At 59.5% G+C, this 26822-nt stretch carries 22 protein-coding genes; 11 read left to right on the top strand and 11 right to left on the bottom strand.

Annotated features, from left to right (window positions below):
* The first annotated feature begins 117 nt into the window (after positions 1-117).
* The 3 genes from clpS to aat all read left to right on the top strand — a co-directional run bounded on the left by clpS (position 118) and on the right by aat (position 3455).
* A complete protein-coding gene (gene clpS / locus MRX98_RS08670) occupies positions 118-432 on the top strand; it encodes an ATP-dependent Clp protease adapter ClpS (protein WP_246905645.1) in 315 nt (104 codons plus the stop codon).
* Positions 433-436: 4 nt separating this feature from the next.
* A complete protein-coding gene (gene clpA / locus MRX98_RS08665; RefSeq protein WP_246905619.1) occupies positions 437-2680 on the top strand; it encodes an ATP-dependent Clp protease ATP-binding subunit ClpA in 2244 nt (747 codons plus the stop codon).
* Positions 2681-2765: 85 nt separating this feature from the next.
* Positions 2766-3455, top strand: coding sequence for a leucyl/phenylalanyl-tRNA--protein transferase (gene aat, locus MRX98_RS08660; protein ID WP_246905606.1), 690 nt, complete (start codon positions 2766-2768; stop codon positions 3453-3455).
* Positions 3456-3521: 66 nt separating this feature from the next.
* Here the strand turns inward: aat and MRX98_RS08655 are convergent, their stop codons facing one another.
* The 3 genes from MRX98_RS08655 to MRX98_RS08645 form a co-directional block, all read right to left on the bottom strand.
* Positions 3522-3752, bottom strand: coding sequence for a KH domain-containing protein (locus MRX98_RS08655; RefSeq protein WP_246905602.1), 231 nt, complete (start codon positions 3750-3752; stop codon positions 3522-3524).
* 391 nt (positions 3753-4143) lie between these two features.
* Positions 4144-5490 (bottom strand): ABC transporter substrate-binding protein, encoded by a 1347-nt coding sequence (locus MRX98_RS08650; RefSeq protein ID WP_246905599.1) that lies wholly within the window; start codon positions 5488-5490, stop codon positions 4144-4146.
* Positions 5491-5582: 92 nt separating this feature from the next.
* Positions 5583-7199 (bottom strand): sensor histidine kinase, encoded by a 1617-nt coding sequence (locus MRX98_RS08645; protein WP_246905593.1) that lies wholly within the window; start codon positions 7197-7199, stop codon positions 5583-5585.
* Between the two features lie 230 nt (positions 7200-7429).
* On the opposite strand from MRX98_RS08645, the gene radC reads away from it, so the two are divergent.
* On the top strand, positions 7430-8089 hold the full coding sequence (radC, locus tag MRX98_RS08640; protein ID WP_246905590.1) for a RadC family protein: 660 nt from the start codon (positions 7430-7432) through the stop codon (positions 8087-8089).
* Here radC and hisF read toward each other — a convergent pair.
* The 3 genes from hisF to MRX98_RS08625 form a co-directional block, all read right to left on the bottom strand.
* A complete protein-coding gene (gene hisF, locus MRX98_RS08635) occupies positions 8086-9657 on the bottom strand; it encodes an imidazole glycerol phosphate synthase subunit HisF (protein ID WP_246905588.1) in 1572 nt (523 codons plus the stop codon). The genes radC and hisF overlap by 4 nt on opposite strands.
* A gap of 462 nt (positions 9658-10119) precedes the next feature.
* A complete protein-coding gene (locus tag MRX98_RS08630) occupies positions 10120-10869 on the bottom strand; it encodes a pseudouridine synthase (protein WP_246905586.1) in 750 nt (249 codons plus the stop codon).
* Complete coding sequence (locus MRX98_RS08625) at positions 10869-12149, bottom strand: aminotransferase-like domain-containing protein (protein ID WP_246905584.1); 1281 nt, start codon at positions 12147-12149, stop codon at positions 10869-10871. The genes MRX98_RS08630 and MRX98_RS08625 overlap by 1 nt, the downstream gene beginning before the upstream one ends.
* A gap of 148 nt (positions 12150-12297) precedes the next feature.
* Between MRX98_RS08625 and pdxS the strand changes: the two genes are divergently transcribed.
* Positions 12298-13167, top strand: coding sequence for a pyridoxal 5'-phosphate synthase lyase subunit PdxS (gene pdxS / locus MRX98_RS08620; RefSeq protein WP_246905582.1), 870 nt, complete (start codon positions 12298-12300; stop codon positions 13165-13167).
* Positions 13168-13188: 21 nt separating this feature from the next.
* Positions 13189-13746, top strand: a complete 558-nt coding sequence (gene pdxT, locus MRX98_RS08615) for a pyridoxal 5'-phosphate synthase glutaminase subunit PdxT (RefSeq protein WP_246905579.1) — start codon at positions 13189-13191, stop codon at positions 13744-13746.
* On the opposite strand, the gene lgt is transcribed toward pdxT, so the two are convergent.
* Positions 13728-14579 (bottom strand): prolipoprotein diacylglyceryl transferase, encoded by an 852-nt coding sequence (gene lgt / locus MRX98_RS08610; RefSeq protein ID WP_246905576.1) that lies wholly within the window; start codon positions 14577-14579, stop codon positions 13728-13730. The two genes, pdxT and lgt, sit on opposite strands and share 19 nt — an antisense overlap.
* A 56-nt stretch (positions 14580-14635) precedes the next feature.
* Positions 14636-17218: a BamA/TamA family outer membrane protein gene (locus MRX98_RS08605; protein WP_246905565.1), complete on the bottom strand. Its 2583-nt coding sequence runs from the start codon at positions 17216-17218 to the stop codon at positions 14636-14638.
* A gap of 356 nt (positions 17219-17574) precedes the next feature.
* On the opposite strand from MRX98_RS08605, the gene MRX98_RS08600 reads away from it, so the two are divergent.
* The 5 genes from MRX98_RS08600 (at position 17575) to MRX98_RS08580 (ending at position 23894) form a co-directional block, all read left to right on the top strand.
* Positions 17575-17982 carry a PilZ domain-containing protein gene (locus MRX98_RS08600; RefSeq protein ID WP_246905564.1) on the top strand — a complete coding sequence of 136 codons (408 nt, stop codon included), beginning with the start codon at positions 17575-17577 and terminating at the stop codon, positions 17980-17982.
* Positions 17983-18506: 524 nt separating this feature from the next.
* The gene (locus MRX98_RS08595; protein WP_246905561.1) at positions 18507-20999 is read left to right on the top strand and encodes a methyl-accepting chemotaxis protein; all 2493 of its coding nucleotides are present in this window, start codon (positions 18507-18509) and stop codon (positions 20997-20999) included.
* Positions 21000-21135: 136 nt separating this feature from the next.
* Positions 21136-21624, top strand: a complete 489-nt coding sequence (locus MRX98_RS08590) for a chemotaxis protein CheW (protein ID WP_246905556.1) — start codon at positions 21136-21138, stop codon at positions 21622-21624.
* Between the two features lie 75 nt (positions 21625-21699).
* The gene (locus MRX98_RS08585) at positions 21700-22392 is read left to right on the top strand and encodes a HAMP domain-containing protein (protein WP_246905553.1); all 693 of its coding nucleotides are present in this window, start codon (positions 21700-21702) and stop codon (positions 22390-22392) included.
* Between the two features lie 14 nt (positions 22393-22406).
* Complete coding sequence (locus tag MRX98_RS08580) at positions 22407-23894, top strand: hypothetical protein (RefSeq protein WP_246905550.1); 1488 nt, start codon at positions 22407-22409, stop codon at positions 23892-23894.
* Here the strand turns inward: MRX98_RS08580 and mtaB are convergent.
* The 3 genes from mtaB to MRX98_RS08565 are packed head-to-tail and all read right to left on the bottom strand — an operon-like array spanning position 23884 to position 26732.
* The gene (gene mtaB / locus MRX98_RS08575; RefSeq protein ID WP_246905547.1) at positions 23884-25227 is read right to left on the bottom strand and encodes a tRNA (N(6)-L-threonylcarbamoyladenosine(37)-C(2))-methylthiotransferase MtaB; all 1344 of its coding nucleotides are present in this window, start codon (positions 25225-25227) and stop codon (positions 23884-23886) included. The genes MRX98_RS08580 and mtaB overlap by 11 nt on opposite strands.
* Positions 25215-26306 carry a tRNA 2-thiouridine(34) synthase MnmA gene (mnmA, locus tag MRX98_RS08570; RefSeq protein WP_246905533.1) on the bottom strand — a complete coding sequence of 364 codons (1092 nt, stop codon included), beginning with the start codon at positions 26304-26306 and terminating at the stop codon, positions 25215-25217. Before mnmA ends, mtaB begins: the two co-directional genes overlap by 13 nt.
* Positions 26307-26732, bottom strand: a complete 426-nt coding sequence (locus MRX98_RS08565; RefSeq protein WP_246905530.1) for an NIL domain-containing protein — start codon at positions 26730-26732, stop codon at positions 26307-26309.
* Between the last annotated feature and the right edge of the window lie 90 nt (positions 26733-26822).

Below are 26822 nucleotides of genomic sequence, written 5' to 3'. Positions count from 1 at the left end.
GGCGGTTTTCGGCACCATGAGCACCGTTGCCGAACCACTTTACAAAAACAGACCCGGATGCTTATAATTGATAACAGTCAATGAGACATCCGGGGTTAGCGTTGACGATTCGGTGTGATGAGCCAAAATTTACCGGAAACCATAGGGGATGTCGATGTCAAGGCCGAGCGTGACCTCAAGGAGCCACCGCTGTACAAGGTCTTGCTGCACAATGACGATTATACCACCATGGAATTTGTGGTGCATATATTGATGGCGGTTTTTCACAAATCGGTGGAGCAGGCCACCCGGATCATGTTGAACGTTCACAAACGCGGCATCGGCACTTGCGGGGTGTTCACATTCGAGGTGGCCGAGACCAAGGTCACAACCGTCACCCGCCTTGCCAGGGAGAACGGGTATCCATTGAAATGCACCATGGAGAAAGCGTAGCGTCATGATAAGCAAAGAGTTGAGTGTCACATTGGGCTTCGCCGTACGCGAGGCCAAGCGTCGCCGCCATGAGTATGTGGGCATCGAACACATCCTGTTCGCCATCCTGCATGACAGTAACGGTTTGGAAATCATCAACGCCTGCGGCGGCGACGTGGAACATCTAAAGGCGGCCTTGGAGAATTTCTTCCGCGACAAGATGGAAGTGATTCCCGAAGGCAACGAATATGTACTGCAACAGACCGTGGGATTCCAGCGGGTGATTCAGCGGGCGGTGAACCACGTGCGTTCGGCGGAGAAGGCGGAGGTTTCGGTCAGTGACATATTGGCCTCCATTTTCATGGAAAAAGACTCGCACGCCGCCTTCTTTCTCAATCAGGAAGGCATTACACGACTGGATGTGCTCAACTACATCAGCCACGAGTTGCCCAATGAGCCGCCTGCCGGGGATCCGGCCGGATTCGGCAAACCCGAATCGGATGTGGATCGGGAAAAGAAGAAGACCAACCCCCTGGATGCCTATACAGTCGATATGATGCGCCTGGCCGCCGAGGGGAAATTGGATCCGCTCATCGGTCGGGAACTGGAACTGCAACGCACCATGCAGGTGCTCTGTCGGCGTCGTAAAAACAACCCGATCTTCGTGGGGGAGCCGGGCGTTGGCAAAACCGCCATGGCCGAGGGCTTGGCACAGAAGGTGTTCAACGGCGAAGTGCCCGGGATGCTCAAGGAAATGCGGATCTACAGCCTCGATCTGGGCGGAATGCTGGCCGGCTCCAAGTTTCGTGGCGATTTCGAGCAGCGCCTCAAAGGTGTGATCGGCGAACTGCAAAAGCGCAAGAACGTCATTCTGTTCATCGACGAGATACACACCATCGTCGGGGCGGGGGCCACCAGCAGCGGCTCCATGGATGCCTCCAATATCCTCAAGCCGGTGCTGGCCAGTGGTGAAATCCGTTGCATCGGGTCCACCACCTACGAAGAGTTCAAGAACCATTTCGAAAAGGACAGAGCGCTCTCAAGGCGTTTCGAGAAAATCGAGATCGCCGAGCCCACCGTTGAAGAGAGTGTGCGCATTCTGAAAGGATTGCGTTCCCGCTATGAAGAGCACCACGACATCGTTTACACGGACAGCGCCCTGCGGTCGGCCTGCGATCTTTCGTTCAAATATCTGAATGATCGTTTTCTACCCGACAAGGCCATCGATGTCATCGACGAGGCCGGTGCCTTCGTGCGCCTTTCCGGCGGCGCCCATCGGACCAAAATCAATCCAGCCGACATCGAGAAGATCGTGGCCAAAATGGCGCGCGTACCCACCGTGAGTGTCTCCACGCCGGACAAGGCCAAGCTGGAAACGCTGGGGCAGCGTTTGAAACAGGTGGTTTTCGGTCAGGATGATGCCATTGCCGCACTGACCACCGCCATCAAACGGCAACGGGCTGGGCTGGGACACCCGGAAAAGCCCGTGGGTTCGTTCCTGTTCACAGGCCCCACGGGTGTAGGCAAAACCGAGGTGGCGCGCCAAGTGGCGGCCAACCTGGGTATCGAATTCATGCGCTACGATATGAGCGAGTACATGGAAAAACATGCCGTGGCCCGTTTGATTGGTGCGCCGCCGGGATATATCGGCTTCGACCAGGGCGGCCTTTTGACCGACGGTATCCGCAAGCACCCTCACAGTGTGCTGCTGCTGGATGAAATCGAAAAAGCCCACCCGGATCTGTTCAATATCCTGTTGCAGGTGATGGATCATGCCACCCTGACGGACAACAACGGCAAGAAGGCCGATTTTCGTAATGTGATCCTGATGATGACCTCCAACGCCGGCAGCCGTGAAATGAGCCAAGCCACCATCGGCTTCGGCGATCCCAAAAAAGGGGCCACCGGAAAAGGCAAGCAAGCCGTTGAACGGTATTTCAGTCCGGAGTTCCGCAACCGTCTCGATGGGGTGATCACCTTCAACGGACTGAACGTCGAGATCATGGAACAGATCGTCGACAAATTCATGTCGGAGTTCGCCGTTCAATTGGCGGCAAAAAAGGTGATGTTGACCTACACCGACGCCGTGCGCCGTTGGATGGCCAAGAAAGGGTTCGATCCCGACTATGGGGCCCGACCCTTGGCCAGGGTGCTGCAGACCGCCATCAAGGATCCCATGGCCGATGAGATCCTTTTCGGTCGCTTGGAAAAGGGGGGCAAGGCCACCCTGGACGTCAAGGACGATACCATCGTATTCGCCTATGAATAGCATGGAAAAAGGGCGGTCGGCACCGCCCTTCCTTCCTTGTCCTGCCTACCTTCAAATGCAGTCCGGAACGCCGGTGTAACCCGTCATGCCTGTCTACCTGCTGTCCAAGGAACTGGTTTTCCCACCCGTCCACCTTGCCACGCGTGAAGGTTTACTGGCGGTCGGCGGCGATCTGGCGCCGGAGCGATTGTTGCTCGCCTACCGCAACGGTATATTTCCCTGGTATTCCGGTGACGAGCCGATTCTCTGGTGGTCGCCGGACCCCCGTTTGGTGCTGATGCCGCAAGAATTGAAGATATCCCGTTCCTTGCGTAAGACCATCCGCCAGGAACGTTTCCGGGTTACCCTGGACACTGCCTTCGATCAAGTGATTCATGCCTGTGCCCGTCTGCGAATCGAAGTCGGCACAGGTACTTGGATCACCCCGGAGATGGCGACCGCCTACCGCCGCCTCCACGTGATGGGTTATGCCCATTCGGTGGAGGCATGGTGTGACGGTCGCCTCAGCGGCGGACTTTACGGTATCGCCCTGGGCAGGGCCTTCTTCGGCGAATCCATGTTCTCGATGCGCAGGGATGCATCCAAGGTGTGTTTGGTCCACCTGGCGCGCCATCTCGTTCGGCAACACTACCGCTTGATCGATTGCCAGGTGCCTACCGATCACATGCAGCGCATGGGCGCACGCCTGCTCTCTCGAACCGATTTTATGTTGATGTTGAACGAAGCGTTGCGGTATCCCTCGCGAGTCGGACAGTGGGCTGAAGCCTTATTTTGATGGGAGTGCCCGTCGTTCCCGGAGGTCGAAAATGGCGCGCTCGCGCCGAATGATCAAGTCATCTCGCTATTCAATGATCTCCAGTACCGTTCGTTTTTTCACCTTGGAAGAGACGGCGCTGAGGATCGTGCGCATGGCCTGGGCGGTGCGTCCTTGTTTGCCGATGATTTTTCCAAGGTCTTCCTTGGCTACCTTCAACTCCAATACTGTGGTCTGGTTGCCTTCCACCTCCGAAACATTGACTTCGTTGGGGCGATCCACCAATGACTGTGCAATGAAACTGATCAGCTCTTTCATTTCCATCTCTCCTTTTAACCGAGTAAGCAGCGAAACCTAAGGCAGTATGCGTTTCTTCCAGGGTCAACCGTAACTTCGCTCTCCGCAGGAAGTAAGCTGCGACGAAGTATACCAGTAAAATGACAAAACACAATACCAAATAAACACCCTGAAAATACGGTAACGTTTTAGGTGTTTACAGAGGTAGAGGTGGGTTTTTTGGTTGGTTGCATCGCTCCGGACGGTTGAAAGCAGCGGCCGAGAGGATGGTGCGGGTGGGAAAAGCAACACGGTAACGGTTGTTGATCGTATTCGCAATCAGAAATGGCGGGTGACGCTGCGATTACGAATACGATGCGAACAACCGGTTTGAAGGCGCAGGCGGTGCCAACGATCCGTCCGTTGGTGGCCTTTATTGTTTATGGGCGGCAATGACCCACGGTGCGATCACATAGGGTTGAATACCCTCGTAGGACATCTCGTGGGGTGTTTCGGGCGGCTCGGCGCTGAACTCCCACTGGGGGCTCATCCATTTGAAGTGGGGCCAGACCGGCACTTGACGGCCGTTTTGCCACTGAACGGCGATGCCGGTTTGCCCCCCCGGTCCCCAGGCCAGATCGTGCAGATGGCGTCCCTGCTCGTCTTTAAGAAACGCTATCTTCCCGGAGGGGATAAGGTGGACCGTTTCCTCTAGGTAAGTGATGATCTTTTCGGCATCGAGGCCGCCGGTGGCGGCTACGGCCGGCGCCAGCAGATGTTTGATTGCGCTGTAAGTGTCCGCGGTGAAGCTGGGGGTTTCGCCAAAACGCTTGTAGTAGCCATCCACAAAATCTCGGGTCAGCTCATTGAAGGCCATGCCCCTGGCGTAGGTGGACATGGTCATGAGGTAGTCAGCCGCCCCATTGGTGGCTTCCCAGAACTCCTCTTTTTGAGCTTCCACGTTGATGCCGACAATGGCGGCCGGCAGCTTCATCTCGCCGGCTTGGCGGGCCAAGGCCACCCCTACGGGGGCGGAGAAGATAGTGAAGACCATATGGGCATCGGCGCGTTGGATCGCGGCAAGCTCGGCCGATACATCGGTTGCCCGAGGGGATGGCCGCCAAACGCCGACGACTTCCATGCCCATGCGGGGGATATAATTTTCCGCAGCGGCCACCATGGGATCGGCCCACATGGCTTGCTCGGCCACAATGGCGACCTTGATCCGGCCGACCCCCAGTGTTTGTCGCAACAAGGAACCGACGGTGCGCAATTGAATGAAAACGGTCTTAACCAAATAAGCGGAGCTGAACGGCGCGCTGCGGAAAAAGTATTTGTATCGGTCATAATCCCGGGCGACGCGGTTGCACAACTCAGGGTGGGCGGCGCCGACACCGACGAAGATTTTCTTGGCGTCCATGGCCACATCCTGCATGGCCAGCACCGCTTCGGTCCGGAATCCGCCGATGACGAAATCCACTTTGTCGCGGGCAATCAACCGGTTCATGGCCTTGGCGGCATCTTCCAGGCTGATGAACTCGTTGGAGTCGGCTTGGACCAGATCGATTCTCATCGTACGATTGTCGACCTGAACGCCCCCTCTTGCGTTGAGCTCTTCGGCCGCCATCAAAGCGCCATTCCAGTGGCCTTGGCCTTGGGAGAACTGCATCGGCCCGATGACGCCGATGCGGATGCTGTTCTGACCCCAGGCGGTGGTGACCATGAGCATGGACACCAGGCAGAGCGCCACCATCAAGGCGAACTTTTTCGTTCTTCTCATGAAATTACCCCCTTTTGCTGATACTGTTCAGGCCTTCAAGGGCCTCATATACCATGACATGAAAAAAAAACCTAATTCTCTATCGGCCGTTTTTACCGGGAATTTAGCCTTTTCTTGAAATCCGTCACATTTTCGCATGCAAAGCTGATCGGCAAGGTCAAGCGGAACACGGCGCCTTGGCCAAGCTCGCTTTCCAATGTGATGTCGCCGCCCATGGATCGCGCAAGGGTTCGCGCAATGGCCAACCCGAGGCCATGTCCGGCGCGCGCCACACTATCGCTCGATGCAACCTGCTTGTATCGTTGGAAAATTGTTTCATGATAGGCCGGGGCGATGCCGGGCCCGTCATCGCGTACCGCCACCGTGACTTGCTCCCTTTGGCACGAGAGATGGATCAACACATGGTGCCGCCGGTGATAAAGCGCATTTTTCAACAGGTTGCCCACCACCTGACGAAACTTGGTCTCGTCATGGGCCATGCGTATCGTCGCTGCCAACGGGGTCACGTCCAAACGGATGCCCGCTTTCGCCAGCGCCGCAATTTTGACGGAAGTCTCCGGCAGGTCCGAGAGGGCGTCGTTCAACTCAGGCGCTTGAAATTCAATGATATCAAGGATTAAACTTTGCAAAAGTTCGCACGGCGCGAAGGATTCACACTGGAAGGTGTTCGCCTGCGCACGGCCGACCTCCAACAGCGCGCCCAACATGTCCCGGGCTTTGCGGGTGTTGCGGACGATCCGCTGAATAAACCGATGCTGAGCCGGCGCCATGGGATGATCGGTGGGCTGTCGGTCCAACAGCATCCGGCTTGCTGTTTCGATGACACTGATAGGTTCCTTGAGTTCGTGAACCAGAAAGGGGATGTTGACTTGTTCAAAGAAGTGGTCCTTTTCTGGTGCGTCCGGATCCAGGTTCGGACCATCCTCGGTGGTGCGCCGCAAAATATCTTCCAAATCGTACTCGATGCGCAGCAAACGGGTCAGGTTGCGCTGGGACCGTTGGAAAATCGGCTGCCATTGCCGGTCGGGCAGGCAGACGAGAAATTTTTCAAGCAATTTGAGCGAGGCGGTCAATACCGCCAGCGGCGTTTTGAGGGCGTGGGACACATCGTTTATCACCCGGTCGCGGGCGTGGTCGAACGCTTCCATGCGTAAATCGGCCGTAACCGCGTTCTTGCGCCGGCGGATGGTTTCCAGTCCCAGGGCGCACAAGCCGGCGAGGGCGGACAGAAGATCGACATCCTGCGCTCCGAAATGTCCTTTGGTTTTGTTGATGGCGCAGAGTGTGCCGATGGTCTGCGATTGCAATTGCAGCGGAACATCCAAGCGGTCCGTGATCCGGTGGTGCAGTGAGGTCGGCGCAAGGGTTTTCGCGTAGGCGGAGTTGCCGAAATCGTGCTGAATCAGGGGTTGTCCGGTGCGGCACACCTCCCCGGCCATTTCAAGGGCCGCCGGCAAACGGATCGATGCCAAGGATTGTGTGTCAGCTGGGCCGACCAACCGGACCGCGGGGATCAGCAGCCCGGTTTGGCTTTGGTCCAACAGCAGCATCATGCTCCCCTGGCTGTCGAGCAATTGTGGTATGGCATCCACAATTTGTTCCAGCAACAGGTCCTCTTGCCGCCACTGGCCGCAGGTGCGGCAGAGTCGGGCAAGCAGTGCCGTCTTGGCAACCGGATATGGAAGTTGGTTCCTGTCCTGTTTCAGCATCGCCTGATCATGTCCTGCTGATTTCGATGCGCAAGTGAAGCCCGAAAAAGAGAAATTGACAGGTTCGAAAATAGATTATATTGGGCTGCAGTGTCAAATAGAAGTGCGCACGCCCCCCCACCCGCAGTCGGCTTTGACCCGGAACGCATCTTCCAACGCTTGCGCCACCAGCGCTTCGGCAAGGCGCTTTTCGTTTGTTTACCTTCATGATTTGGAGACGCAACACCTTTATGAAACGGGTTCAGGAACTCCCGCTGGATGAGCGTCCGCGGGAAAAACTGCACAAAATGGGCGCCCAGGCCCTTTCGGATCTGGAGTTGCTGGCCGTGTTGCTTGGCAGCGGCAACCGCCAAGTCGATGTGTTCACCTTGTCGGCGCGGTTGTTGGCTTTGTTGGACAGTGTGGGCACGGCCCCCACCGTGGAGGAGTTGGTGGCCATTCCGGGTGTGGGCCGGGCCAAGGCGTCATTGGTGGTGGCCGGACTTGAATTCGCCCGCCGCCGGATTCGACCCCACGGGGTGAAGATCGCCCTTCCCTCCGATGCCTACCCGTTGATCCGCCATATGGCGGATCGCACCCGAGAGCAGTTTCTCTGCATCTCCCTCAACGGTGCCAACGAGGTGATCGCCGTACGCACGGTATCGGTGGGGTTGGTCAACCGCGCCTTGGTGCATCCCCGCGAGGTGTTTGCCGATCCGATCACCGACCGGGCCTCGGCCGTGATCGTAGCGCACAATCACCCCTCCGGCAATTTGGCACCCAGCACCGACGACCTGGCCGTCACCCGACAGCTTAAAGCCGCCGGGGAGACCCTGGGGATCCGGGTGTTGGACCACATCATATTCAATCACGAACGGCAATACAGCCTGATGGAAAACGGTCAACTTTAACGCCGGATTTCGACCTTGTCCGCCAGAAAGCCTTTGACCTCCTGGATGGAGAGCTCGCGACGGTGAAAGATGCCTGCCGCCAAGGCCGCTTCGGTGCCGGTGCGGGTGAACACCTCGAGGAAATGGGCGGCCGAACCGGCGCCGCTGGAGGCGATGACCGGGATTCGGACGGCCTTTTTGACGGCATCGATCAGCTCGATGTCGAAGCCGTCCCGGGTGCCGTCGCGGTCGATGCAGTTCAGAAGGATTTCCCCCGCCCCGAGTTGCTGGCACACCCGCGCCAGGGTCACGGCATCGATGGGTCGGCCTTCGCGCCCGCCTTTGACGGTGCATTGGTACCAGCAGTAGCGTTCACCCCGGGGGCCCGGGATGGCGGTTTGCAGCACATGGTGCGGCACCTCGTCAGGTGTGGCCACATAGACCCGGCGCGGATCGATAGAGATGACCACGGCCTGGCTGCCGTAGACCCGCGAGATCTGCTCGATGGCACTGTCGCCCGTGGCGCGGCCCCGCTGCAGGTAGGTTTCGGCGATATCCACCGCGTCGCTGCCGATGGAAATTTTGTCGGCCCCGGAGCGGAAATATTCGGCCGCTACCGCCAGTGCATCATGATGGCGACCGTGAACGTCGGTGTAGTCCCGGATGCCGCCGCCGATGGTCAGGGGGACGAATACCCGGCGCGAAGTTTCCTTGAGCACCGCCAGCATGGGCATGTCCTCCAGAGGAAAATCGCGGAAACCGGTGATGTTCAGAAAGGTGATTTCATCGGCCCCGTCTTCATAATAAGCGCGGGCCAGGGCAACCGGTTGACCCAAATTGCGCACGGCGCCGGCTTCACGCACATCGTAACGATCCCCCTTGGTCACCACCAAATCGTTCTGGTCATTGGCCCGTACATCCAAGCAGGCGATGATGCGTTTGGCCAGACGGGTCGGCCCTTCCGGGCAGGGGGGGCACACCGGTGCGGTGCCGGCGGCCAGGAAGTTGCGCAGCAGTTGCAGGCCGGCCGCGCCGCTTTTTTCCGGGTGGTATTGGGTCGCCACGATGGCGCCGCGCTGAACGGCGCTGACGAAGGAGTAGTCGTAATCGGTGGTGGTGAGGATCTCCTCCGGGTTGTCGGCGGTGACGTGGTAGGAGTGCACGAAATAAAATTTTTCGTCACCCCGCAAGCCGGCGAACAGGGGCGACGCTTGCCGGATGCGGATGTTGTTCCATCCCATGTGGGGGACCGCCAGGCCTGTGGCAAAACGCCGCACGGTGCCATTGAACAGACCGAGACCGGGGATGCCCGGCGACTCATCGCTGGCGTTGAACAGCGCCTGCATGCCGAGGCAGATGCCCAGAAAAGGGCGGCCCGATTGTAGATAGGCCTTGAGCGGTGCCACGAACCCCGCCGCATGCAGCCGTTCCATCATGCTGCCAAAGGCGCCGACCCCCGGAAAGACCAGGTTTTCGGCCGAGGCGATGTCCTCGGCGCGTTCGGCCACGCGGACGGATCCGCCGAGGTGTTCAATGGCGTTGATGACGCTGCGGACGTTGCCGGCGCCATAATCGAGCAAAGTGATCATTGGCCGTTCCGTTGCTACAGGGTTGCAAAAAGGAATTTAGTATCCCAACAGGGGGCATCTGGCAAGGAGTTTTAAGTGTTAAGTGTTAAGTTTTAAGTTGAGGAATTCTATCGATTATAGGTGGTTAGAGCGGACGAGCAGATGTGTATGCTACGAATCGATTCTCGCAACCGGTAGAGAATTATTGTCTATTTTCGCAAGGAGGCGTTAAACCCGCAAACGCGTAGCGCTCAAAAAATCCGGGCCGAACGCCCTGCGCCCACCCCATAACGGCCCCTATGCGCCTGCACGCATTGCATCACCCAGCCCCCCGACCCACCCGCCTCCGTGCGAGAACAAGCAATTTCACTTTTTACGGCAGGAAACCCTCTTGCAACTCTTTGTAATCGATAGAATTCATTAACTTAAAACTTAACACTTAAAACTTAAAACTGCCCGCCAGTGCCCGCCAGTGCCTCGCTGCTAAACAACCGGCTTGTAGCCGTCAGGCGGAATGTGGCCGTCAAAAACCATCCCCATCTTACGCAAAACGGCGGCGAAGGAGGATTCCGGCGGTGCCGTGATGGTAAGGTCAAGGCCCGTGCGGGGGTGGCGCAAGGCGATTTGCACGGCGGCCAGCAACAACCGGCGGCAATCGAAATGGGACCTGAAAAAACGGTTGTGGCGGCCGTCTCCGTAAGTGGTGTCGCCGATCACCGGGTGGCTGATGTGGTGTAGATGGCGCCGAATCTGATGCATGCGGCCGGTTAAGGGATGAACCCGGAGCAGGCAATAGCGGCTGGTGGGATATTGTCCCACAGGGTGATTCAATTCAACGGCGGCCAACCGCTCGAAGGCGGTGCGGGCCGGTTTCGGCACTTGGCCGGCCTTGGGACGGTGAATGTTGCCCACCAGGGGGTGGTCGATCAGGCCGCCGGGAGGTGTGTGTCCACGCACTACGGCCCAATAGGTTTTGTGCACCTGCTGCCCGGCGAAGGCGGCAGCCAGAACCGATGCGACTTCGGGGCTGCGCGCAAACAGCAATACCCCCGAGGTGGGTTGATCCAGCCGATGGACCGGATAGACCCATTGCCCCAGGTGGTTGCGCACCCAGGCCAGGGTCGTCGGGGTGTTTGCGCCCTGGCGGCCGGAGCGGTGTACTTTGAGGCCCGCCGGTTTGTGCACGGCAACGATCTCATCGTCGCTGTAAAGGATGCGCGGTGCTGATTGCATCAAACGGTTCCATTGGCAATGCCGCGGCGCAGCAGGTCCTGCAAATAGGGCAAGCTTTGGTCGAAGGCGGCATCGTCCATGTGCATGAAGGCCAGTTTGAAGCAGTGGCGTAGGGTGGGCGAGAAGGAGAACTCCTCGCCACGGGACCAGGGGGGCGCGTCCAATTGCAGCGGCGTTGCGGGGCGCACCCACAGACTGTAGCCCCACCGGTCATTGGCGGCGTGCAGCGCTGGGAAGGATTGCAACAGATCGAGCAGTCGCCGCCGCCGTTCGGCGGCGAGGCGGCGCAAATCGGCCAGGTGGCGGCTGTATTTCCCCTGGCGGATGAATTCGCGCAACGCTTTTTGCAGCAATCCGAAGGAGGTGATGTCCGACGAGTATTTGGCAAAGACAAAACGCTTGTAGAGGTCTGTCGGCACCACCATGAATCCCAGGCGCAAACCGGCCAGGGTGGTTTGCGAAAAGGATTTGATGTGGATGGTGCGCTCGGGCGCCAGATCCACCAGCCGCGGCGCGTCGGGTTTCAGCTCGCCGAGATAATCGTCCTCGATGATGAAAAAGCCATGGTCCCGGGCCCTTCGGGCAACGGCGCTTTTCTTCTCCAGGGAGTAGGCGATGCCCGTCGGGTTGTGGACCGAGGGCATGGCATAATAGAGGCGGATCTGGCCCGGCAACAGCCGATCCATATGAGCCAGGTCGGGGCCGTCCGCTTCAAGGGGTACGAAATGGCGCGCCCTGAAAAGGGAAATGGCGCCCGGATAGGTGGGGTCTTCGAAAAGCATCGATGCGCTGATATCGGCGCTGAACACCTTGGCTACCAGGTCCAACCCCTGCTGGGCGCCGGATACAATGAGCATGCGCTCGGCCGGCAAGTGGTAGTGTTGTCCCAACACTTGCAGCAGTTCAGGATCTCCTTCGGTGGGCACAGGTGCCAGGGCACCTGCGCCTTCCTGCTCGAACAGGGTGTTGAACACGGTCTGCACCTGCTGGTGGGGGAAAAAGCGCTCATGCAGATAGTCGGTGCGGAAGTCGAACAAACCCGGCGCTGCGGCGATTTTTTCAGGATAGCGCACATACGAGCCGCTGCCCACCCGGTTTTCCAAAACCCCTTCCTGCTTGAGACACTCGAACGCTTTGTGCACCGTGGCCTTGTTGACACCGAAGGTTTCGGTGAGCTGCCGGATGGGCGGGATCTTTTCGCCCGGCTTGTAAAGGCCTTCGACGATCCGGGCTTTGATCACGGCAGCGATTTGAGCATAGAGGGGTTGTTTGGATTTCATTCTTGACACACACCATACAAAGTATTAATTGTACTAACCCACTTAATACATTGTGGCGTTAAAAGCAACCGGTATCGCCCCGGCGCTGCCGGCATCGACGCGGTCCCGCCGAACGCGGGCCATAACCCGTTATGCAAAGGAAAGCGACATGGCACGCGAACAAGTCAACAAAGGTTTTGCCGAGATGTTCAAAAACGGTGTGATCATGGATGTGACCACCCCCGAACAGGCGCTGATCGCCCAGGAGGCCGGCGCTTGCGCGGTGATGGCCCTGGAGCGGGTGCCGGCCGATATCCGCAAGGACGGGCAGGTGGCCCGCATGAGCGATCCGGCCATGATCCAGGCCATCATGGATGCGGTGAGCATTCCCGTTATGGCCAAAGTGCGGATCGGCCACTTCATGGAGGCCCGCATTCTGGAAGCGTTGGGGGTCGATTTTGTGGATGAAAGCGAGGTGCTGACCCCGGCCGACGAAAGCCGTCACGTGGACAAGTCCCTGTTCAAGGTGCCTTTCGTGTGCGGTGCCCGCAACCTGGGCGAAGCGTTGCGACGGATCAACGAGGGGGCGGCCATGATCCGTACCAAAGGGGAGGCGGGAACGGGCAACATCGTCGAGGCGGTGCGCCACATGCGGGCCATCACCGAGGAGATCAACGCCCTGAAGGGTTTGGACGATCATCAATTGGTGCAATTGGCCGGTGAGCTGCGGGTGCCGGTGGAATTGGTGCGCCAGACCCGCGACCTCGACCGTCTGAGCGTGGTTAACTTTGCCGCCGGCGGCGTGGCGACACCGGCCGACGCGGCCTTGATGATGGCCCTGGGATCCGACGGGGTGTTCGTCGGTTCGGGCGTTTTCAAATCACAGAATCCACCCCGCATGGCCCAAGCCATCGTGCAGGCGGTGATCCACTACCAGGATCCGGTCAGACTAATTGAAATTTCAAAGAATCTCGGCTCTGCGATGATCGGGCTGGAGAACAGCGCCCTGGACGTCAAGATGGCGGAGAGAGGGGTATAGAGGGCGTTGCGGGGGTGCTCCATGCGGGTCGGATTGCTGGGATTGCAAGGCGCCTTTCTGGATCACATTGCCCACTTGCACCGTTGCGGCGTGACGCCTTGTATCGTGCGCGATGCACAGGCCCTGTCGACCGTCGACCGCTTGATCATCCCCGGTGGCGAAAGCACGGTGATGGCAAAATTTTTGGAGGCTTTCGGCATGCGAGGGCCGCTGCGGCGCCGGATCGATGACGGCATGCCGGTCTGGGGGGTGTGCGCCGGCGCCATTTTGCTGGCCGATCAGGTGGACGGGCATCCCGGATCGCTGGGGGGAATGCCCGTCGCGGTTCAGCGCAACGCTTACGGGCGCCAAATCGCCAGCGACACCCACGCCATCGATGTGCCGCTGCTGGCACTGCGGGCCTACCCGGCCATTTTCATCCGGGCGCCCCGTATCCTGTCCATGGGCGACGCGGTAGCGGTGCATGCGTGCATGGACAATGATCCGGTTTTTGTTCAGCACGGCCGCTTGATGGCCACCACCTTTCATCCCGAGTTGCACCCCGGAGATGCCTTTCACCGCTATTTTATCGACTTGTAGGCCATGCGGCGAAACACCCCGTATAGGATGACGCCGGCGGCGATCATGGCCATACAAAGCAGTTGTCCCATGGAGAAGAAGAAAAGGATGAAGCCCAAGTGGGCATCCGGTTCGCGGAAGAACTCGATGACGAAACGGACACTGCCGTAGCCGATCAGGTAGAAGGCCAGCATGGCGCCAGGGGTTTGTATGCGCTTGCGCAACGCCCACAACACCACGAAGAGCAGAACGCCTTCGCCGAATGCTTCATAAAGTTGGGAGGGGTGGCGGGGAAAATTGCCCGGGGCATGGGGAAAGTACATGCCGACGGGGCTGGTGGTGATCCTGCCCCACAACTCGCCGTTGATGAAATTGCCGATACGGCCGAAGGTGTACCCGGCCGGGATGCACGGCGCCAGCAGGTCGACCATCTCCCGGAAACCCAGACGATACTTGCGCACATACCAAGCCATGCCGATGGTGGTGCCGATCAAACCACCATGGTAGGACATGCCGGAAATGCCGGTGAAGTGAAAGCCGTTGTCAAACCCGAAGGGCAGGAAAATCTCCAGCGGACGCGAGGCATAGTAGGCCGGCTGGTAGAAAATCACGTAGCCCAGGCGCGCGCCGACGATAAGGCCGATGATCATTGCGGTGAGCATGCCCTGCAGATGATCGTTGTCCAGGGTCCAACGGGTCTCTTTTTTGATTCGGTAGAGGGCCAGTAAATAGGTCAGACCGAAGGCCGCCAGGTACATCAAACCGTAATACTGCAAACGGAAACTGCCGACCTGGAAAATGACCGGATCGATGTGATGGGGCAAATACTGCCACCATTGGGCAAAGCTGTTCATGTTGAAGCCTCGTTCAAGGGTCACACGGAACGCCTCTATATCACAGCGTCGGGGAATTACAACGGGCGGCCGATTTGGATGAGAAATTGGGGCCCGGAGTAGTGCATGTCGTCGGGCTGCCTGACCGGCCAGGCCAGCCCGATGCTGAAATCGGCCATGAACCTCCAGGCGATCTCCATGCCGGTGATCAACTGAAATCCCGCGCCGATCAACAGTTCGTCGCTGCTGAAATTGTCGGCGGCAAAGCCGGCATCCACGAAGGTGCCCAGGCGCAGATTGCGCAAGAACAGGGGCAACGATTTGTATCCCGATTGCAGCTCCATCAGGGGCCAGACGATCTCCACCGTGCCGGCGGCGGCCAGTTCGGCTTCCAGCAGATTGGTTTTAAATCCGCGCAAGGGGAATAGGCGGGTGGGGCGCTGGGTGAAAAACCCTTCACTGGTGTTGCCGCCGATGCGAAAAGTGTTGTGGCCCGGGCGCGGATCGCCCCAGGCCTTGCCGGCCCGCAGACGCGTGATGGTGGTGATGCGTTCGCCGTACCAGTAGAGGATGTCGCCGTACACGGATGGGTCGCCGCCATCGAACAGATCGCCTGTCAGTCGCATGCGCAGGTTGCCGAAGGCGAGGCCGTAGCCGAGGCTGCCCCACCACTCGTCGGACCAGAGTTCTTCGCCGCGCAGCGGTGCATGGCGGCGCCAGTTGACGCCCACATCCAATGCTTCGCCGGGCCACGGTGACCAACTCAAACGGACATCGTACCGCCTTTGGGCCACAGTAGTGCCGCGGTGGGTGGTGTAATCCATGGGGTAATGGGTCGCCCGTCCCTGCCAGCCGCGATAGCCGGCGCCCATGCGCCATGAGAGCAAGGCGTGGTCCAGCGAGTAGCGGATGCCGGCGTTCCAGGCGTACTGCTCGGTCACATCGCGGCCGTCGGTTACCAGTCCGAATTGGGTCGATTCGGCATCGTAAAAAATGTCCGGCGAGATGTAATTGGTGCCAAGGGTTCTGAAGGGGCGGTAAGGTTTGGGCGCCGGGGCCGTCATCAACTTCTCAGCCGTTGCGGTGCCGTCGGCTGTGCTTATTTTCTTTTCATATGCGGCATCATCGGATGGCGTCGGGACGTCCGACATGGTCTGTTGTGCTTGCTGTTCCGGCAGTGGGCGGAGTGTCCATCCGCCGGGGGATAGTTCGACATAGGTGTCTCCCCGCGGCAGCATGGCGGCGGTGGCGCTGGCGGTAACCGGTCGGTCGCCGGCATCATGGATCTGGAAACGGCCGCGGACATTGGAGCTGAAAAAGAGTCGCCCGTTTTCAAACCAGGGATCCAGATCGATGGCGGGCCGGTCGGTGAGGTTGTGCCACCGGCCGTCATAGCACCAGATATCCCATTGGCCGTGCATATTGCCGGCCACCGCCACGGTACCGTCCGGCCCCCTAACGGGACCGGAAAGCTGCAGCATGCCTTCCGGGGGTGGGATCAGCGTGACCGGCCGCTCCGATGCGGATCCCGGCAACCATCGCTCGCCGGTTTCAATGGGTGTGCCGATCATCAACAGGGGCCGATGGCCCTCGCGGGTAACGGCCACATCACCGGGGCCCGGATCCCAGATATGGGGCCGCGGGGCCCGCCGCACCCGGTCCCCCCGTTGTGCCTGCAATCGAGATACGCCGTCGGCATCGAATTGGCTGATATGCAGCCATCCCTCGGGGTTCACATGGCCGTATCGACCACGGTGGGCGTTGCGGCGCAAACCCGGATAAACGCCCATGTCGTTCCAGTAGACGAAGGGGGCGTTCCAGTAGCCGATCATGGGCAGTGCGGCCCCTTCGGCCACAGCCGGTGGGTGGGTCGCGCGATAGGCGTCCCATAGCCGGGCCCATGATCGGCCGAAGGCGGTGCGGGCTTTGGTGTCGATTTCCAACGGCACGATGCCCCTGCCGTGCAGGCGAATAAAAGTGTGAAGCCGCTCCCATCCGTAGCGGCTGCTGAGCCATTGTACAAAGGGGCGCCCATGGATACGATAGCTGAAGCGTCCCGGCCAGATATCGGGGTGGTTGCTGACACGGTCCAGGGCTGGAATCGGGCCGATGCGGGCCTTCATGGCGTCCAGTGCGTGGAGCGCGGAGCCTTGCTTGAATTCTTCGTATAACAGGGCGCCGATACCGTCGATGCACCATTCCGGTAAAATGATGGTGGGCGAGATGATTTCGCCCATCAAGCGGTGGGCTGCCGCGGGAAGACCGGAGCGCTCGCTGTAGATCCCCTGGGCGCTCAATCCCAGGAAAAGGAAGTAGCGCCATGGATCGGCTTCCTGGAAACCGTCTTCCAGCACGCCCGGCGCTCGGATCGGTATTCGGATTTCGCGGTGAGGGATCATGTGGACACGGGGTTGGGGGCGATCCAGTGTGTCATCCAGGATGATGTGCAACGGCCGTCGCACCGGCAACCCCTTGGTTTCGAGAAAGGCGGCCATCGGTCCGCAGGCCTTCAAAAGCGCTGCGGCGATATGCTTTTGGGCCGGCGCGGCATAAACATAAAATCGATCCTGTTCGATAACCTCCAATGCATGGGCCGGCGAAGCCCAGCAGAAGATCGGGAATATCGCCAATCCGCATATCAAACGGGCGAAGCGGGCCATGGGGAGGAGGCAACCTTTCTTGGAGGTGAGTTTGAATTTCATTCATAACGAAAACAGGTCGATATGACAAGTGCGCAAAAATGGTGCACATTGCTTCAAACGCGCAACTTTCAAGCGGAGCGCACGCCGGGGGTAGCGCATCAAAGCGTTCGTACAGCACGATCAGTGTGTGGCACACTCCTTGCTTCACCCGTTGCTTCGACAAGCTCCGCCCACCAGGTTGCGGCACACGTGGCCGAACAATCCCCATCGCAACCGGTTCCCTGTCGCGGGTGGAGGTGCAACACGCCCCGTTGCAAGGCATGGGACATCGGCACAAGGTCATCGTTTCACCATTCGGTTGATAAAGGAAGAAAATGGACCCATCCACCGCTGCAAATCGTCGCAAAGAGGAGCGCACCGTTTTTGACAACCAGGTTTACGTGGTGATCGACACGCAGCCTGAGATCGTTGGGCAGATGATCGAAATCAGTGCCACTGGAATGGCCTTCACCTTTGTGGACATGGGGGATGCCGGCCAACGGCTCGGCGGGCGGGAACGGCTTTGCCTGGACCTGTTCGCCGCAGGTCAAGGTTATTACCTGCGCCGAGTGTCCGCAAGGGTGGTTTCCAACATCACTCTCTGCACCGACGGTGGGCTGCCCTCGTTGCCCATCCGGCGCATCGGCGTTGCCTTCGACAAGCCGTCCCTCACGCAACAGATCCAGATCAACGCTTTGAGCCGTAGCCGCAAGGCGACTTCCCGACCATCACCGCCATCGTGATGGCCTGCGGGACCGTTTTACCGGGACGATGACGCCGCCCCGGCCTTCCATGAGGAACAACCTCCAAATATTGCTATCAATTCCGTAATGCCGCCGTCGATCTTTTGTTTGACAACCTTCGATGCATTGCTCTATATACCTTTTTCAACACATGCTCGGTAAGACAGGCTTTGATGCACCGTCGGTGCATGGTTCGATTCGTAATCACCTATCGATGCAAATTTTATGTAAAGAAATCTCAACGACGACCGATAGATGGTAAAGGGAAACCGGGACTGGTGGATTACCGGAGGCGCTGTCGTTATGCCCGTGCGGTGCCGACCACCCATCAGGCGTTCAATGATCTGCTTTGGCGCGGTTGATTTCAAACCGTCTCGTAATGGCGCGACACGCCATGAAAACGGCCGACCGGCTGCCAGAGATTGTTTACATATTCGGTTGCACCGTGAGTATTGCCTGCAGAGGCCATCGGGAAACACGGACAGGAGGCAAAGCGTATGTGGGAGAGGATGAGATCACTCGGTATGAGACAGAAGATGGCGGCCCAGATCTTGCTGGTCGCCGTTTTGGCGCTTTTTTTGTCCATTGGTTACATCGGCTGGCAGGCCCGGCGGTCGGCCATGGAGCAAGCCGAAGAGGCGGCCGTCGAAGTTGCCCGCCACTGGGCGACCGTGGTTCAGGCGGATATGCAGGTGGCTATGGATACCGCGCGTACCCTGGCCCAGGCCTTCGAAGGCATGAAAAAGAGGGGGACCCCGCCGCGCGACATGGTCAACGGGATGTTGCGCAACGTGCTGGACGAATACCCCAACTTCGTGGCGGTTTGGTCCTGCTGGGAGCCCAATGCTCTGGACGGCCGGGACAAAGAGTTCGCCAACGCCATCGGGCACGATGAAACGGGGCGTTTCATACCCTATTGGAACCGGCTCGACGGCATCCCGTCGGTTTCACCGCTGCATGCCTACGATGTCGAGGGCCGTGGCGATTACTATCTGGAGCCCTTGCGCACCGGCAAGGAGGTGATCTTCGATCCCTCCACCTTTGAAATGAACGGCATTGAACAGCACAAAACCGTACTGGCCGTGCCGGTTCGGTTCGAAGGCGAGACGGTGGGTGTTGTGGGTATCGACATCCCCTTGAGCGCCTTTGAGCCGATGATCAAACGGGTTCGCTTTTACGAGGTGGGCTACGGTTTCCTGATCGCCAACAACGGGATGTTCGCGGCGCACCCCACCCGTTGGTCCAACGTCGGCCTGCCCATGGAGTATTTCGAATTTTTGCCGCAGAGCATCGAGGCTGTTCGCAACGGTTTGGAGACCACGGAATATAAAGTGTCTCTGACCACAGGACAAACAACCTTTTACGCCTTCGCACCGATTCGGGTCGGTTTTGCCGACAAGGCATGGAGTATCGCCACCAACATCCCGTTGGAGGTGATCAACGAACGGGCGCGCCAGATCGTCTATCAAGCTGCCGCCATCGGCATTTTGGCCCTCGTGATTCTGGCGGTCGTTGTCTGGTTGCTGGTCGGCAACTTGACGCGGCCCGTTCTCGGCATGGCCAACACCATCCGCCAAGTGGCCAAGGAACGCGATTTGACCCTGGACGTGCCCGTTACGTCGAAGGACGAGATCGGCCTGATGGGCCACGAGTTCAACAGCATGATGACGGCCCTGCGGGAGTCCTTCGGCTTGGTGGAAGATGCCGCCAAGGGCGTGAACAGTCAATCGGGCGAGGTGGCCAAGCGCGCCACCGCCAACCGGGACCGTGCCGAGCAGGATGAGAAGTACATGAACGAGATCCTGGACACCGTGAGCCAGATGGGCCAAACGGCAGGTCAGGTGCAGCAGGCGTCCTTGGCGCAGGCCGAGGTGGCCAATCAATCCTACGAACGGATGGCGGATCTGATCGCCAACATGAAACAGGTCGATGAGGCCACCAGCGATCAGATTCAAGAGGCCAGTGTCGCCACCGAACGTGTGGCCGCCATGGGTGAAACCGCCGCCAAGGTAACCGGTACGGCCCAGCAACAGGGCCAACAGGTGTTGGAGATGACACGGTCGATGCGCGCCATCGCCAAGTCGGTGGAAGAGATGACCCGTGCCGCCGAACGCGCCACCGAGCAAGGCCGTGTGGTGCTCGAAGCCGCCCAGGAAGGCCGTTCCACCGTGGATGCCACCGTTAACGGTATGGCCGCCATCAAGGGATCCTCGGAACAGATTTCGGAGATCATCACCGTGATCACCGAGATTTCCGAGCAAACCAACCTTCTGGCCCTCAACGCCGCCATCGAGGCGGCGCGTGCCGGTGTTCACGGCCGCGGTTTCGCGGTGGTTGCCGATGAAGTGGGTAAGTTGGCCCAGCGTTCGTCGGAAGCCGCCAAGGAGATCACCCAGTTGATCAAGGATTCCACGAACAAGGTGGAAGAAGGTACCCGGTTGACCGACCGCTCCCAGGATGTGCTGCACAAGATCGCCCGCGGCGGTGAGATCAATATGCGGGCCATCGAGGAGATCGCCCATGCATCGGAATTGCTGGCCGACAACACCGAGCAGGTCAACAGCCTGGTAGAAGACTTGAACCGCCTCGCCCAGGAAATTGTGGGCATGGCCGGCCAACAGGGGCAACGGCGCGAAGCCGCTCAGCGGGCCTTGGCCGCCTTGGTGGAAAAAGCCAACGCCATTTCCCAGCAGGTATCCAAAACCACCGAACAGGCCACCAATGTGGGTGGCGAGATGCGCGCCATCGTGCAGCGTTCCGAACAGGTCAAGAAGATGACCGACAGTCAGGCCGGCCGCTCCCAACAGTTGCGGGAAATCACCACCACAACCGCGGAGCGCGCCAAGCAGACCGCCAGCGGTGCCGGTCAGGTGGTGGGGATCACCCTGGAGATGCAACGCTTGGCGGCCAATCTGACGCGTCAGGTGGCCCAGTTCAAGATTCAAAAAGGTGAAGTGGTTGAAGGAATGCAGATGGCAGCGGACAACCCCGACGAGAAGCCGGATGTCGAAGCCTGATGCGCTGCTCCCAACGGGGCTGCCGTGAACAGTTGAGAGCTCCGGTCCGGCCGAAGCGCGGCTTGTGGACCGGGGAACCGGCGGCAGGTGATTTCGGCCGGATCGTCGGGAAACGAGTGTCGAAAGCGAGTCCAACGTGGCACTGCTCAACGAAGATGTGGATATTGTTCAACTGATCGGTTTTCAAATCGGCACCAAGCTGTTCGGTGCGACCATTCTGACCGTGCGGGAGATATTGCGCAACCCCGTTGTGGAGCAGAAGAACAGCGGGGATCCGGACTTCGTGCACGGTTTGATCCGGTTGCGGGGGGTATACCTCCCGTTGGTTTCATTGGGGAGTATCTTGGGAGTGGACGGCCGGCGCGGGTTGGATGATCGGCCCTGGGTATTGATCGGATTGGCCGGCCGGCGGCGGGTGGGCTTTCTCGTCGACGGGGTGATCCCCATCGTCCGCATGCGCGCCGATGCGATTCTGCCGCCGCCGGATATGTTGCTGTCCAGTTTGCGCAGCAAATACATTCGCGGCGTTTGCGAGACGGACAAAGGCATGATGATGATTGTGGCCCTGGATCGTATTTTCAGGGCTGACGAGGTCAGCGTCCTGGAGAGCATCCCTGTCAAGTAGGCAAGGGAAACGCCGGCTGTTGATCGGACGCTTCGAATTTTAAGGCCGACTCTCGAATCGCCGGCATGGACGCCGATGAAACGCAATGGTTTCTCCTATATACGTCGATGGTTTTGGCTGTTCATGTTGCTGGTCGGGTTCACCATCGTCGGCACCTACCTACTTGTGTTCAATGAGCTTTCGGACGCTTTGGCACTGTTGGTCCATTCGGATGCCGATGCCGGCCGGCAACTGCCCAAAGACGCCGCCGTTCTTGTCGCGGAACTCAAATATCGCCTCTTGTTGATCATCGGGGGCGGCTGCGCGGCCGCCGCTTTGGTTTCCTTGCTCTGGCTGCGCATTGCCGCGCGCGCCATTCAACACCCCATTCGAAAGATACAGCATGCGGTGGATCGCATGGCCCAGGGCAAACTCAACGAAACCATTGCCATCGACACTGCGGACGAATTCGGTCGCATCGGCAACGGCATCAACGAATTGGCGGCCAATCTGCAAGAGCTGTTGCTGCATATCTGGAAGCAGACCGGGCAGTGCGCCCACAGTTTAGAGACACTCCGGCGGGGTTCGGCTTACGAAAAGGGTGCTTCATCCGCAACGGAGCTTCAATCGGCTTTGGACCAGCTGGCAGGGGCCATCGAAAACCTGCGGGCCATGGCCAAAGCTTACGTGTTTTATGACGTGCGCCTGGAGGGCAACCAGACCCTGGCCGCCAACCATCGCCCGATCACTTCGGACGACAGGTCGCCGGGGCACGCCGATACCATATAAGAGAGGAGGGGCCCATGGAGAGTCTCTGGTCCATTACGCCCGTGCCGTTGCTTTCCCTTTTAGTATGGCTGGTGTTGTTGATATCGGCCATGTACTTGGCGCGCAAGCCGTTTCATCGCACGGTGTACGCCGTGGGCCGCATGGTGCGCAATGCCATGCGCGTAGCTGCGGCCTCGGTGAGGTTGGCCGAAAAGCGCCTTCAGCTTCGCAATCACCAGGTTTTGATGCGCGAAGGCCTCGATTTGGCGGATCGTAAAGTCGCACTCGAATTCGCGCGCATCAGTGAGGATGTGCAACGGGATCTGGAAGGCTATCCTCGGTTGCAGCGAACGGTCATGCAGGACCTGGCCAAGATCGAGGAGGATTACGCCAAGAGTGCCGCCGTTCCCCAGGCGTTGCCCGACTGGGTCAAGGTGATCGACGCCATTGCCCATATCAAGCCCAGCGGTGACCGTATGGTGATCAATATGTTGGAGGAGATACACCAGACCCTCAGCGAGCAGCATCGGGCCGCCCTGGAGCGTCACCGGCGGGACATGGCCGAACGCCATGCCATTCTGAGCCGCATGCTGCCCTTCTGGCGGGGGGTACAACGCTCCCTGGGCAATGTTGAAAAGGCAATCGCCCGCCTGACCGAAAGATCCAACAAGATTGATCGCTACATGGACCACTTCGAGGCGGTCCAGGCACAGACCGATCCGGCCCGCCGACATCTGGCCGCCTCTTCCTTGACCCGCTTTTTCGTTTCCGCATTGGTCTTGGCCGTGGCGGCGGTCGGCGCGGTGATCAATTTCAACCTTGTGGCCTTGCCCATGGCAGAGATGGTGGGCGGCAACAGCTTTATCGGCAGTTTCAAAACCGCCGACGTGGCCGGCGTTTTCCTTGTCGCACTGCAAATCGTGGTGGGTTTCTTCTTGATGGATGCCTTGCGCATCACCCGCCTCTTTTCCGTTATCGGCCATTTGGCGGAGCGCCAACGGAAGGTTTTGTTCTGGGTGCTGCTGCTTTTTTTGGCCGTGCTGGCCGGCATGGAGGCCTCCCTGGCTTTTCTAAGGGACCGCTTGGTCGGTGAAATGGAGGCGTTGCGGCAGGCCGTGGCCGGCGAGGAACTGGCGCCCATGGTCGAGAGCGCAATTCCCACCATCGGGCAGATGATCATGGGATTCACGCTGCCCTTCGTTTTGGCCTTCGTGGCCATCCCCTTCGAGTCGTTTGTCACCTCGACCCGCGCGCTGATCGGTGGCTTTGCGGCTTGGCTGCTGCGCATGACCGCATTGCTGTTGCGGTTGACCGGTCATTTGGCGTTTTACGCCGGCCGTTTGGTGGTGCAGCTTTACGATCTGGCGGTTTTTCCTGCTTTGTGGCTCGAAGATGCCCTCATGCAAAAGGTACGGCAATTGCGCTCGCCGGCACCATCCTGCCAGCACACGAAGAGGACCGATCAGGGGGGCACCGGGTCATCCGCAGGTAAGCAGGCGGCTTCCTCCAGGTTCATGGATTGACGGGGGGCAACTGTTCGCCAAGCAGAATGCCCGCATCTGAAACGCCTTGAATTCGGGCGCGTACCAGACTGTTCGTTTCCAGGCGCACACCGCTGAGCAGCACCGGAAGGTAGTTTTCGCTCATCCCCCGCGCAGTTGGGCAGGGGGTGGATGAGAGGGTCTGGGTCAGTACGACAAGTTCCCGTCCCACCATGGATTGCATGAAACGCCTGCGTTTTTCTTCACCGATGGCCCGCAAATAACGGCATCGTTCCTTGGCGATCCGTTCGGGCACTTTAGCCGTGAACCGCACGGCGGGTGTTCCCTGGCGCGGAGAGAAGGGAAATACGTGCAAATAGGTGACAGGCAAAGATTGGATGAGCGCGCAGGTTTGCTCGAAGGCGGCTTCGCTTTCGCCTGGAAAACCGGCCATCACATCCACGCCGATGGCCGCCATAGGCAATGAACGGGCAATGGTGTGGATAACCTCGGTATACTGTTCGCGGGTGTACTGGCGGCCCATGCGGCGCAGCACCCCGTTGTCGCCGCTTTGCAGCGGCACATGAAAATGGGGGCACAGGGCACCAGCGCGTTGTGCGAACAGTGCCACCAGTGCGGATGTGATCTCGGTGGGTTCGATGGAGCTGATCCGTAGGCGATCCACCATGGGCGGGCTCGAGAGTCTGTCGATCAAATCGGTCAGTGTTGTGGGCGGTTCCAGATCGAGGCCGTAAGCACCCAGGTGGATGCCGGTCAGCACCACTTCCCGGAAGCCGTTTTCGCCCAGGCGGCGCATGTGTCGGTGCACATCGGCCGTGGGCATGCTGCGGCTCGGACCGCGGGTGCGGGGCACAATGCAATAGGTGCAACAGGTGTTGCAGCCATCCTGAATTTTCAAAAAGGCCCGTGTGCGATCATCTCGCGATACCGCCGGTAAGGCGGCGAAACAGTGGTCGGTGCAGCCATCGCGCAGCGCGAATGCAGGCGCCGCCGACCCGCCGGCGGGGGACAGGCGGTCCAGCAGGGCGACCAGTTCCATTTTGTTCCCATTGTCGACCACCAGGTGGACGCCTTCCATGGCACCCACCGCTGGAGCGGCCACTTCGACATGGCAGCCGGTGACAACGATGCGTGCGCCGGGATGACTGCGAACGGCTTTGCGTATGGCCTGTCGGGATTGCATCGCCGCCTTGCCGGTGACGGTACAGGTGTTTATCACCACCACGTCCGGATCAGGGGCGCCGGCGTCGCAGTCGAAACCTTGCTGCTCCAACAAGTGGCCGATGGCGGCCGATTCGCATTGATTGACTTTGCAACCCAGCGTGACGATGCGATAGCGCTTCATGCGATCCATCCACCTCCCAACACCTCTTCGCCGCAATAAAAGACGGCACCCTGGCCCGGGGTGACGGCGGCTTCGGGGGTGGCGAAATGGATTTCCGCCTGTTGCGCGGCCGTGGGCACCAGGGTGGCCGGCACTGCCGCGTGGCGGTAACGAATGCGGACCCGGATCGCCATGGGCGCCGCCGGCGGCGGTGCGATCCAATTGATCGTCGTCACCGTGCAACGCGATTGCAGCAGGTCCTCTTTACCGCCGACAATCAGGCAGTTGCGCTTGTGATCCAGACGAACCACGTAGTAGGGTGCCGCGGCGGGGCAATTGATGCCGCGCCGCTGACCGATGGTGAAATGGTGCAGCCCGGGATGGCGGCCGATGACATTGCCGTGCAGGTCTTCGACGGGGCCAGGTTGTGGTTTGAAACCGACGCTGCGCCCGAGAAAGTCGGCGTAGCGGTTGTCCCGTATAAAGCAGACATCCTGACTTTCGCCTGTTACAGGCGCAACCAATCCCAGGCGGCGTGCCATTTGGCGGGTTTCGCTTTTGTGCAGGTCGCCCAGGGGTAATACGGCGCCGGCCAATTGATCCTGAGTGAGGCGAGCCAGAAAGTAGGATTGGTCCTTCTGTGGGTCGACCCCCTGCAACAGGCGTATTCGTCGATGGCCCTCCGCCGGTGCGATGCGGGCGTAATGGCCCGTGGCCAAACGCTCGGCCCCCAGGGTGCGTGCTTGACGAAGCAAAAGATCGAATTTGATCGAGGGATTGCAGACCAGGCAGGGATTGGGCGTGGCGCCGGCGGCATAGGTGGCGACAAAATAATCCACCACGCGGCTTTGGAATTCCTTGCGCAGGTCGATAATATGTACAGGGATGCCCAATTGCTCAGCCAGCTCCGCCATGGTCCGCCGGGCACGGTTCAGAACGGCTGCAAAAGGATCTCCCGCGGCGTCCGCGGTATGGCCTTGCGGGATGCCGGTCTCGTACCCATGGAGGAAATGGAGGCCGATCAACCGGTGTCCCTGTGCCTTGAGCAGGCCGGCCGCCACCATTGAATCGATGCCACCGCTCAAGGCAACGGCGATGGTTTCACCCATTCAGCTGAGCACCTGCTTCGCGGGGCGGATCCGCATGGCCCGCGGGGGGCAGGCGGGGACACACAGTTCGCAGACGCTGCACTTGCGTTGGTCGAACAGCACCACCATCTCGGGGCGTTGAATGGAGAGGGCGCCGGTGGGGCAAACGGCCGTACAGGCGCCGCACTGGATGCAAACCGCATCATCCCGTTTGACTTCCTGGGAGGCGTTCTGTACATCAACCCCCTGGGATTTGAGGTACTGGACGCCCTCCTTGAAATTTTTGTGCTGGCCGGAGAGCTCCAGGACCATGTAACCCTCTTTGCCGGGCAGGATGCCCGCACTGAGGATATTGAAAACCAGGTCGTGGTTGCGGGACAGATTGCAGACCAGCGGCTTTTGGACCTCGTTTTTGGGAAAACGCAGGACGAGAATTTTGGAATACACGATAACCTCCGGATGCCTTACATTGCGGCCATATAGCGCCCATGGTCGCTTGGCGGCGGCATCGGTGGGGCGGTCTTTGGTCGCTGAGCA

The organism is Desulfatitalea alkaliphila, assembly GCF_022968795.1.
Classification (GTDB): Bacteria; Desulfobacterota; Desulfobacteria; order Desulfobacterales; family Desulfosarcinaceae; genus Desulfatitalea; species Desulfatitalea alkaliphila.
Note: the sequence above shows the minus strand (reverse complement) of the source record. Positions and strands in the feature narration are given on the sequence as shown.

Bases quoted from the DNA above. Each gene is read 5' to 3' on its own strand.
- MRX98_RS08650 (WP_246905599.1), bottom strand. From the start codon at position 5,490: ATGAGAAGAACGAAAAAGTTCGCCTTGATGGTGGCGCTCTGCCTGGTG.
- clpA (WP_246905619.1), top strand. From the start codon at position 437: ATGATAAGCAAAGAGTTGAGTGTCACATTGGGCTTCGCCGTACGCGAG.
- MRX98_RS08645 (WP_246905593.1), bottom strand. From the start codon at position 7,199: ATGCTGAAACAGGACAGGAACCAACTTCCATATCCGGTTGCCAAGACG.
- MRX98_RS08585 (WP_246905553.1), top strand. From the start codon at position 21,700: ATGAAACGCAATGGTTTCTCCTATATACGTCGATGGTTTTGGCTGTTC.
- hisF (WP_246905588.1), bottom strand. From the start codon at position 9,657: ATGATCACTTTGCTCGATTATGGCGCCGGCAACGTCCGCAGCGTCATC.
- MRX98_RS08605 (WP_246905565.1), bottom strand. From the start codon at position 17,218: ATGGCCCGCTTCGCCCGTTTGATATGCGGATTGGCGATATTCCCGATC.
- pdxS (WP_246905582.1), top strand. From the start codon at position 12,298: ATGGCACGCGAACAAGTCAACAAAGGTTTTGCCGAGATGTTCAAAAAC.
- aat (WP_246905606.1), top strand. From the start codon at position 2,766: ATGCCTGTCTACCTGCTGTCCAAGGAACTGGTTTTCCCACCCGTCCAC.
- pdxT (WP_246905579.1), top strand. From the start codon at position 13,189: ATGCGGGTCGGATTGCTGGGATTGCAAGGCGCCTTTCTGGATCACATT.
- mtaB (WP_246905547.1), bottom strand. From the start codon at position 25,227: ATGGATCGCATGAAGCGCTATCGCATCGTCACGCTGGGTTGCAAAGTC.
- MRX98_RS08580 (WP_246905550.1), top strand. From the start codon at position 22,407: ATGGAGAGTCTCTGGTCCATTACGCCCGTGCCGTTGCTTTCCCTTTTA.
- lgt (WP_246905576.1), bottom strand. From the start codon at position 14,579: ATGAACAGCTTTGCCCAATGGTGGCAGTATTTGCCCCATCACATCGAT.
- MRX98_RS08600 (WP_246905564.1), top strand. From the start codon at position 17,575: ATGGACCCATCCACCGCTGCAAATCGTCGCAAAGAGGAGCGCACCGTT.
- radC (WP_246905590.1), top strand. From the start codon at position 7,430: ATGAAACGGGTTCAGGAACTCCCGCTGGATGAGCGTCCGCGGGAAAAA.
- mnmA (WP_246905533.1), bottom strand. From the start codon at position 26,306: ATGGGTGAAACCATCGCCGTTGCCTTGAGCGGTGGCATCGATTCAATG.
- MRX98_RS08595 (WP_246905561.1), top strand. From the start codon at position 18,507: ATGAGACAGAAGATGGCGGCCCAGATCTTGCTGGTCGCCGTTTTGGCG.
- MRX98_RS08625 (WP_246905584.1), bottom strand. From the start codon at position 12,149: ATGAAATCCAAACAACCCCTCTATGCTCAAATCGCTGCCGTGATCAAA.
- MRX98_RS08630 (WP_246905586.1), bottom strand. From the start codon at position 10,869: ATGCAATCAGCACCGCGCATCCTTTACAGCGACGATGAGATCGTTGCC.
- MRX98_RS08655 (WP_246905602.1), bottom strand. From the start codon at position 3,752: ATGAAAGAGCTGATCAGTTTCATTGCACAGTCATTGGTGGATCGCCCC.
- clpS (WP_246905645.1), top strand. From the start codon at position 118: ATGAGCCAAAATTTACCGGAAACCATAGGGGATGTCGATGTCAAGGCC.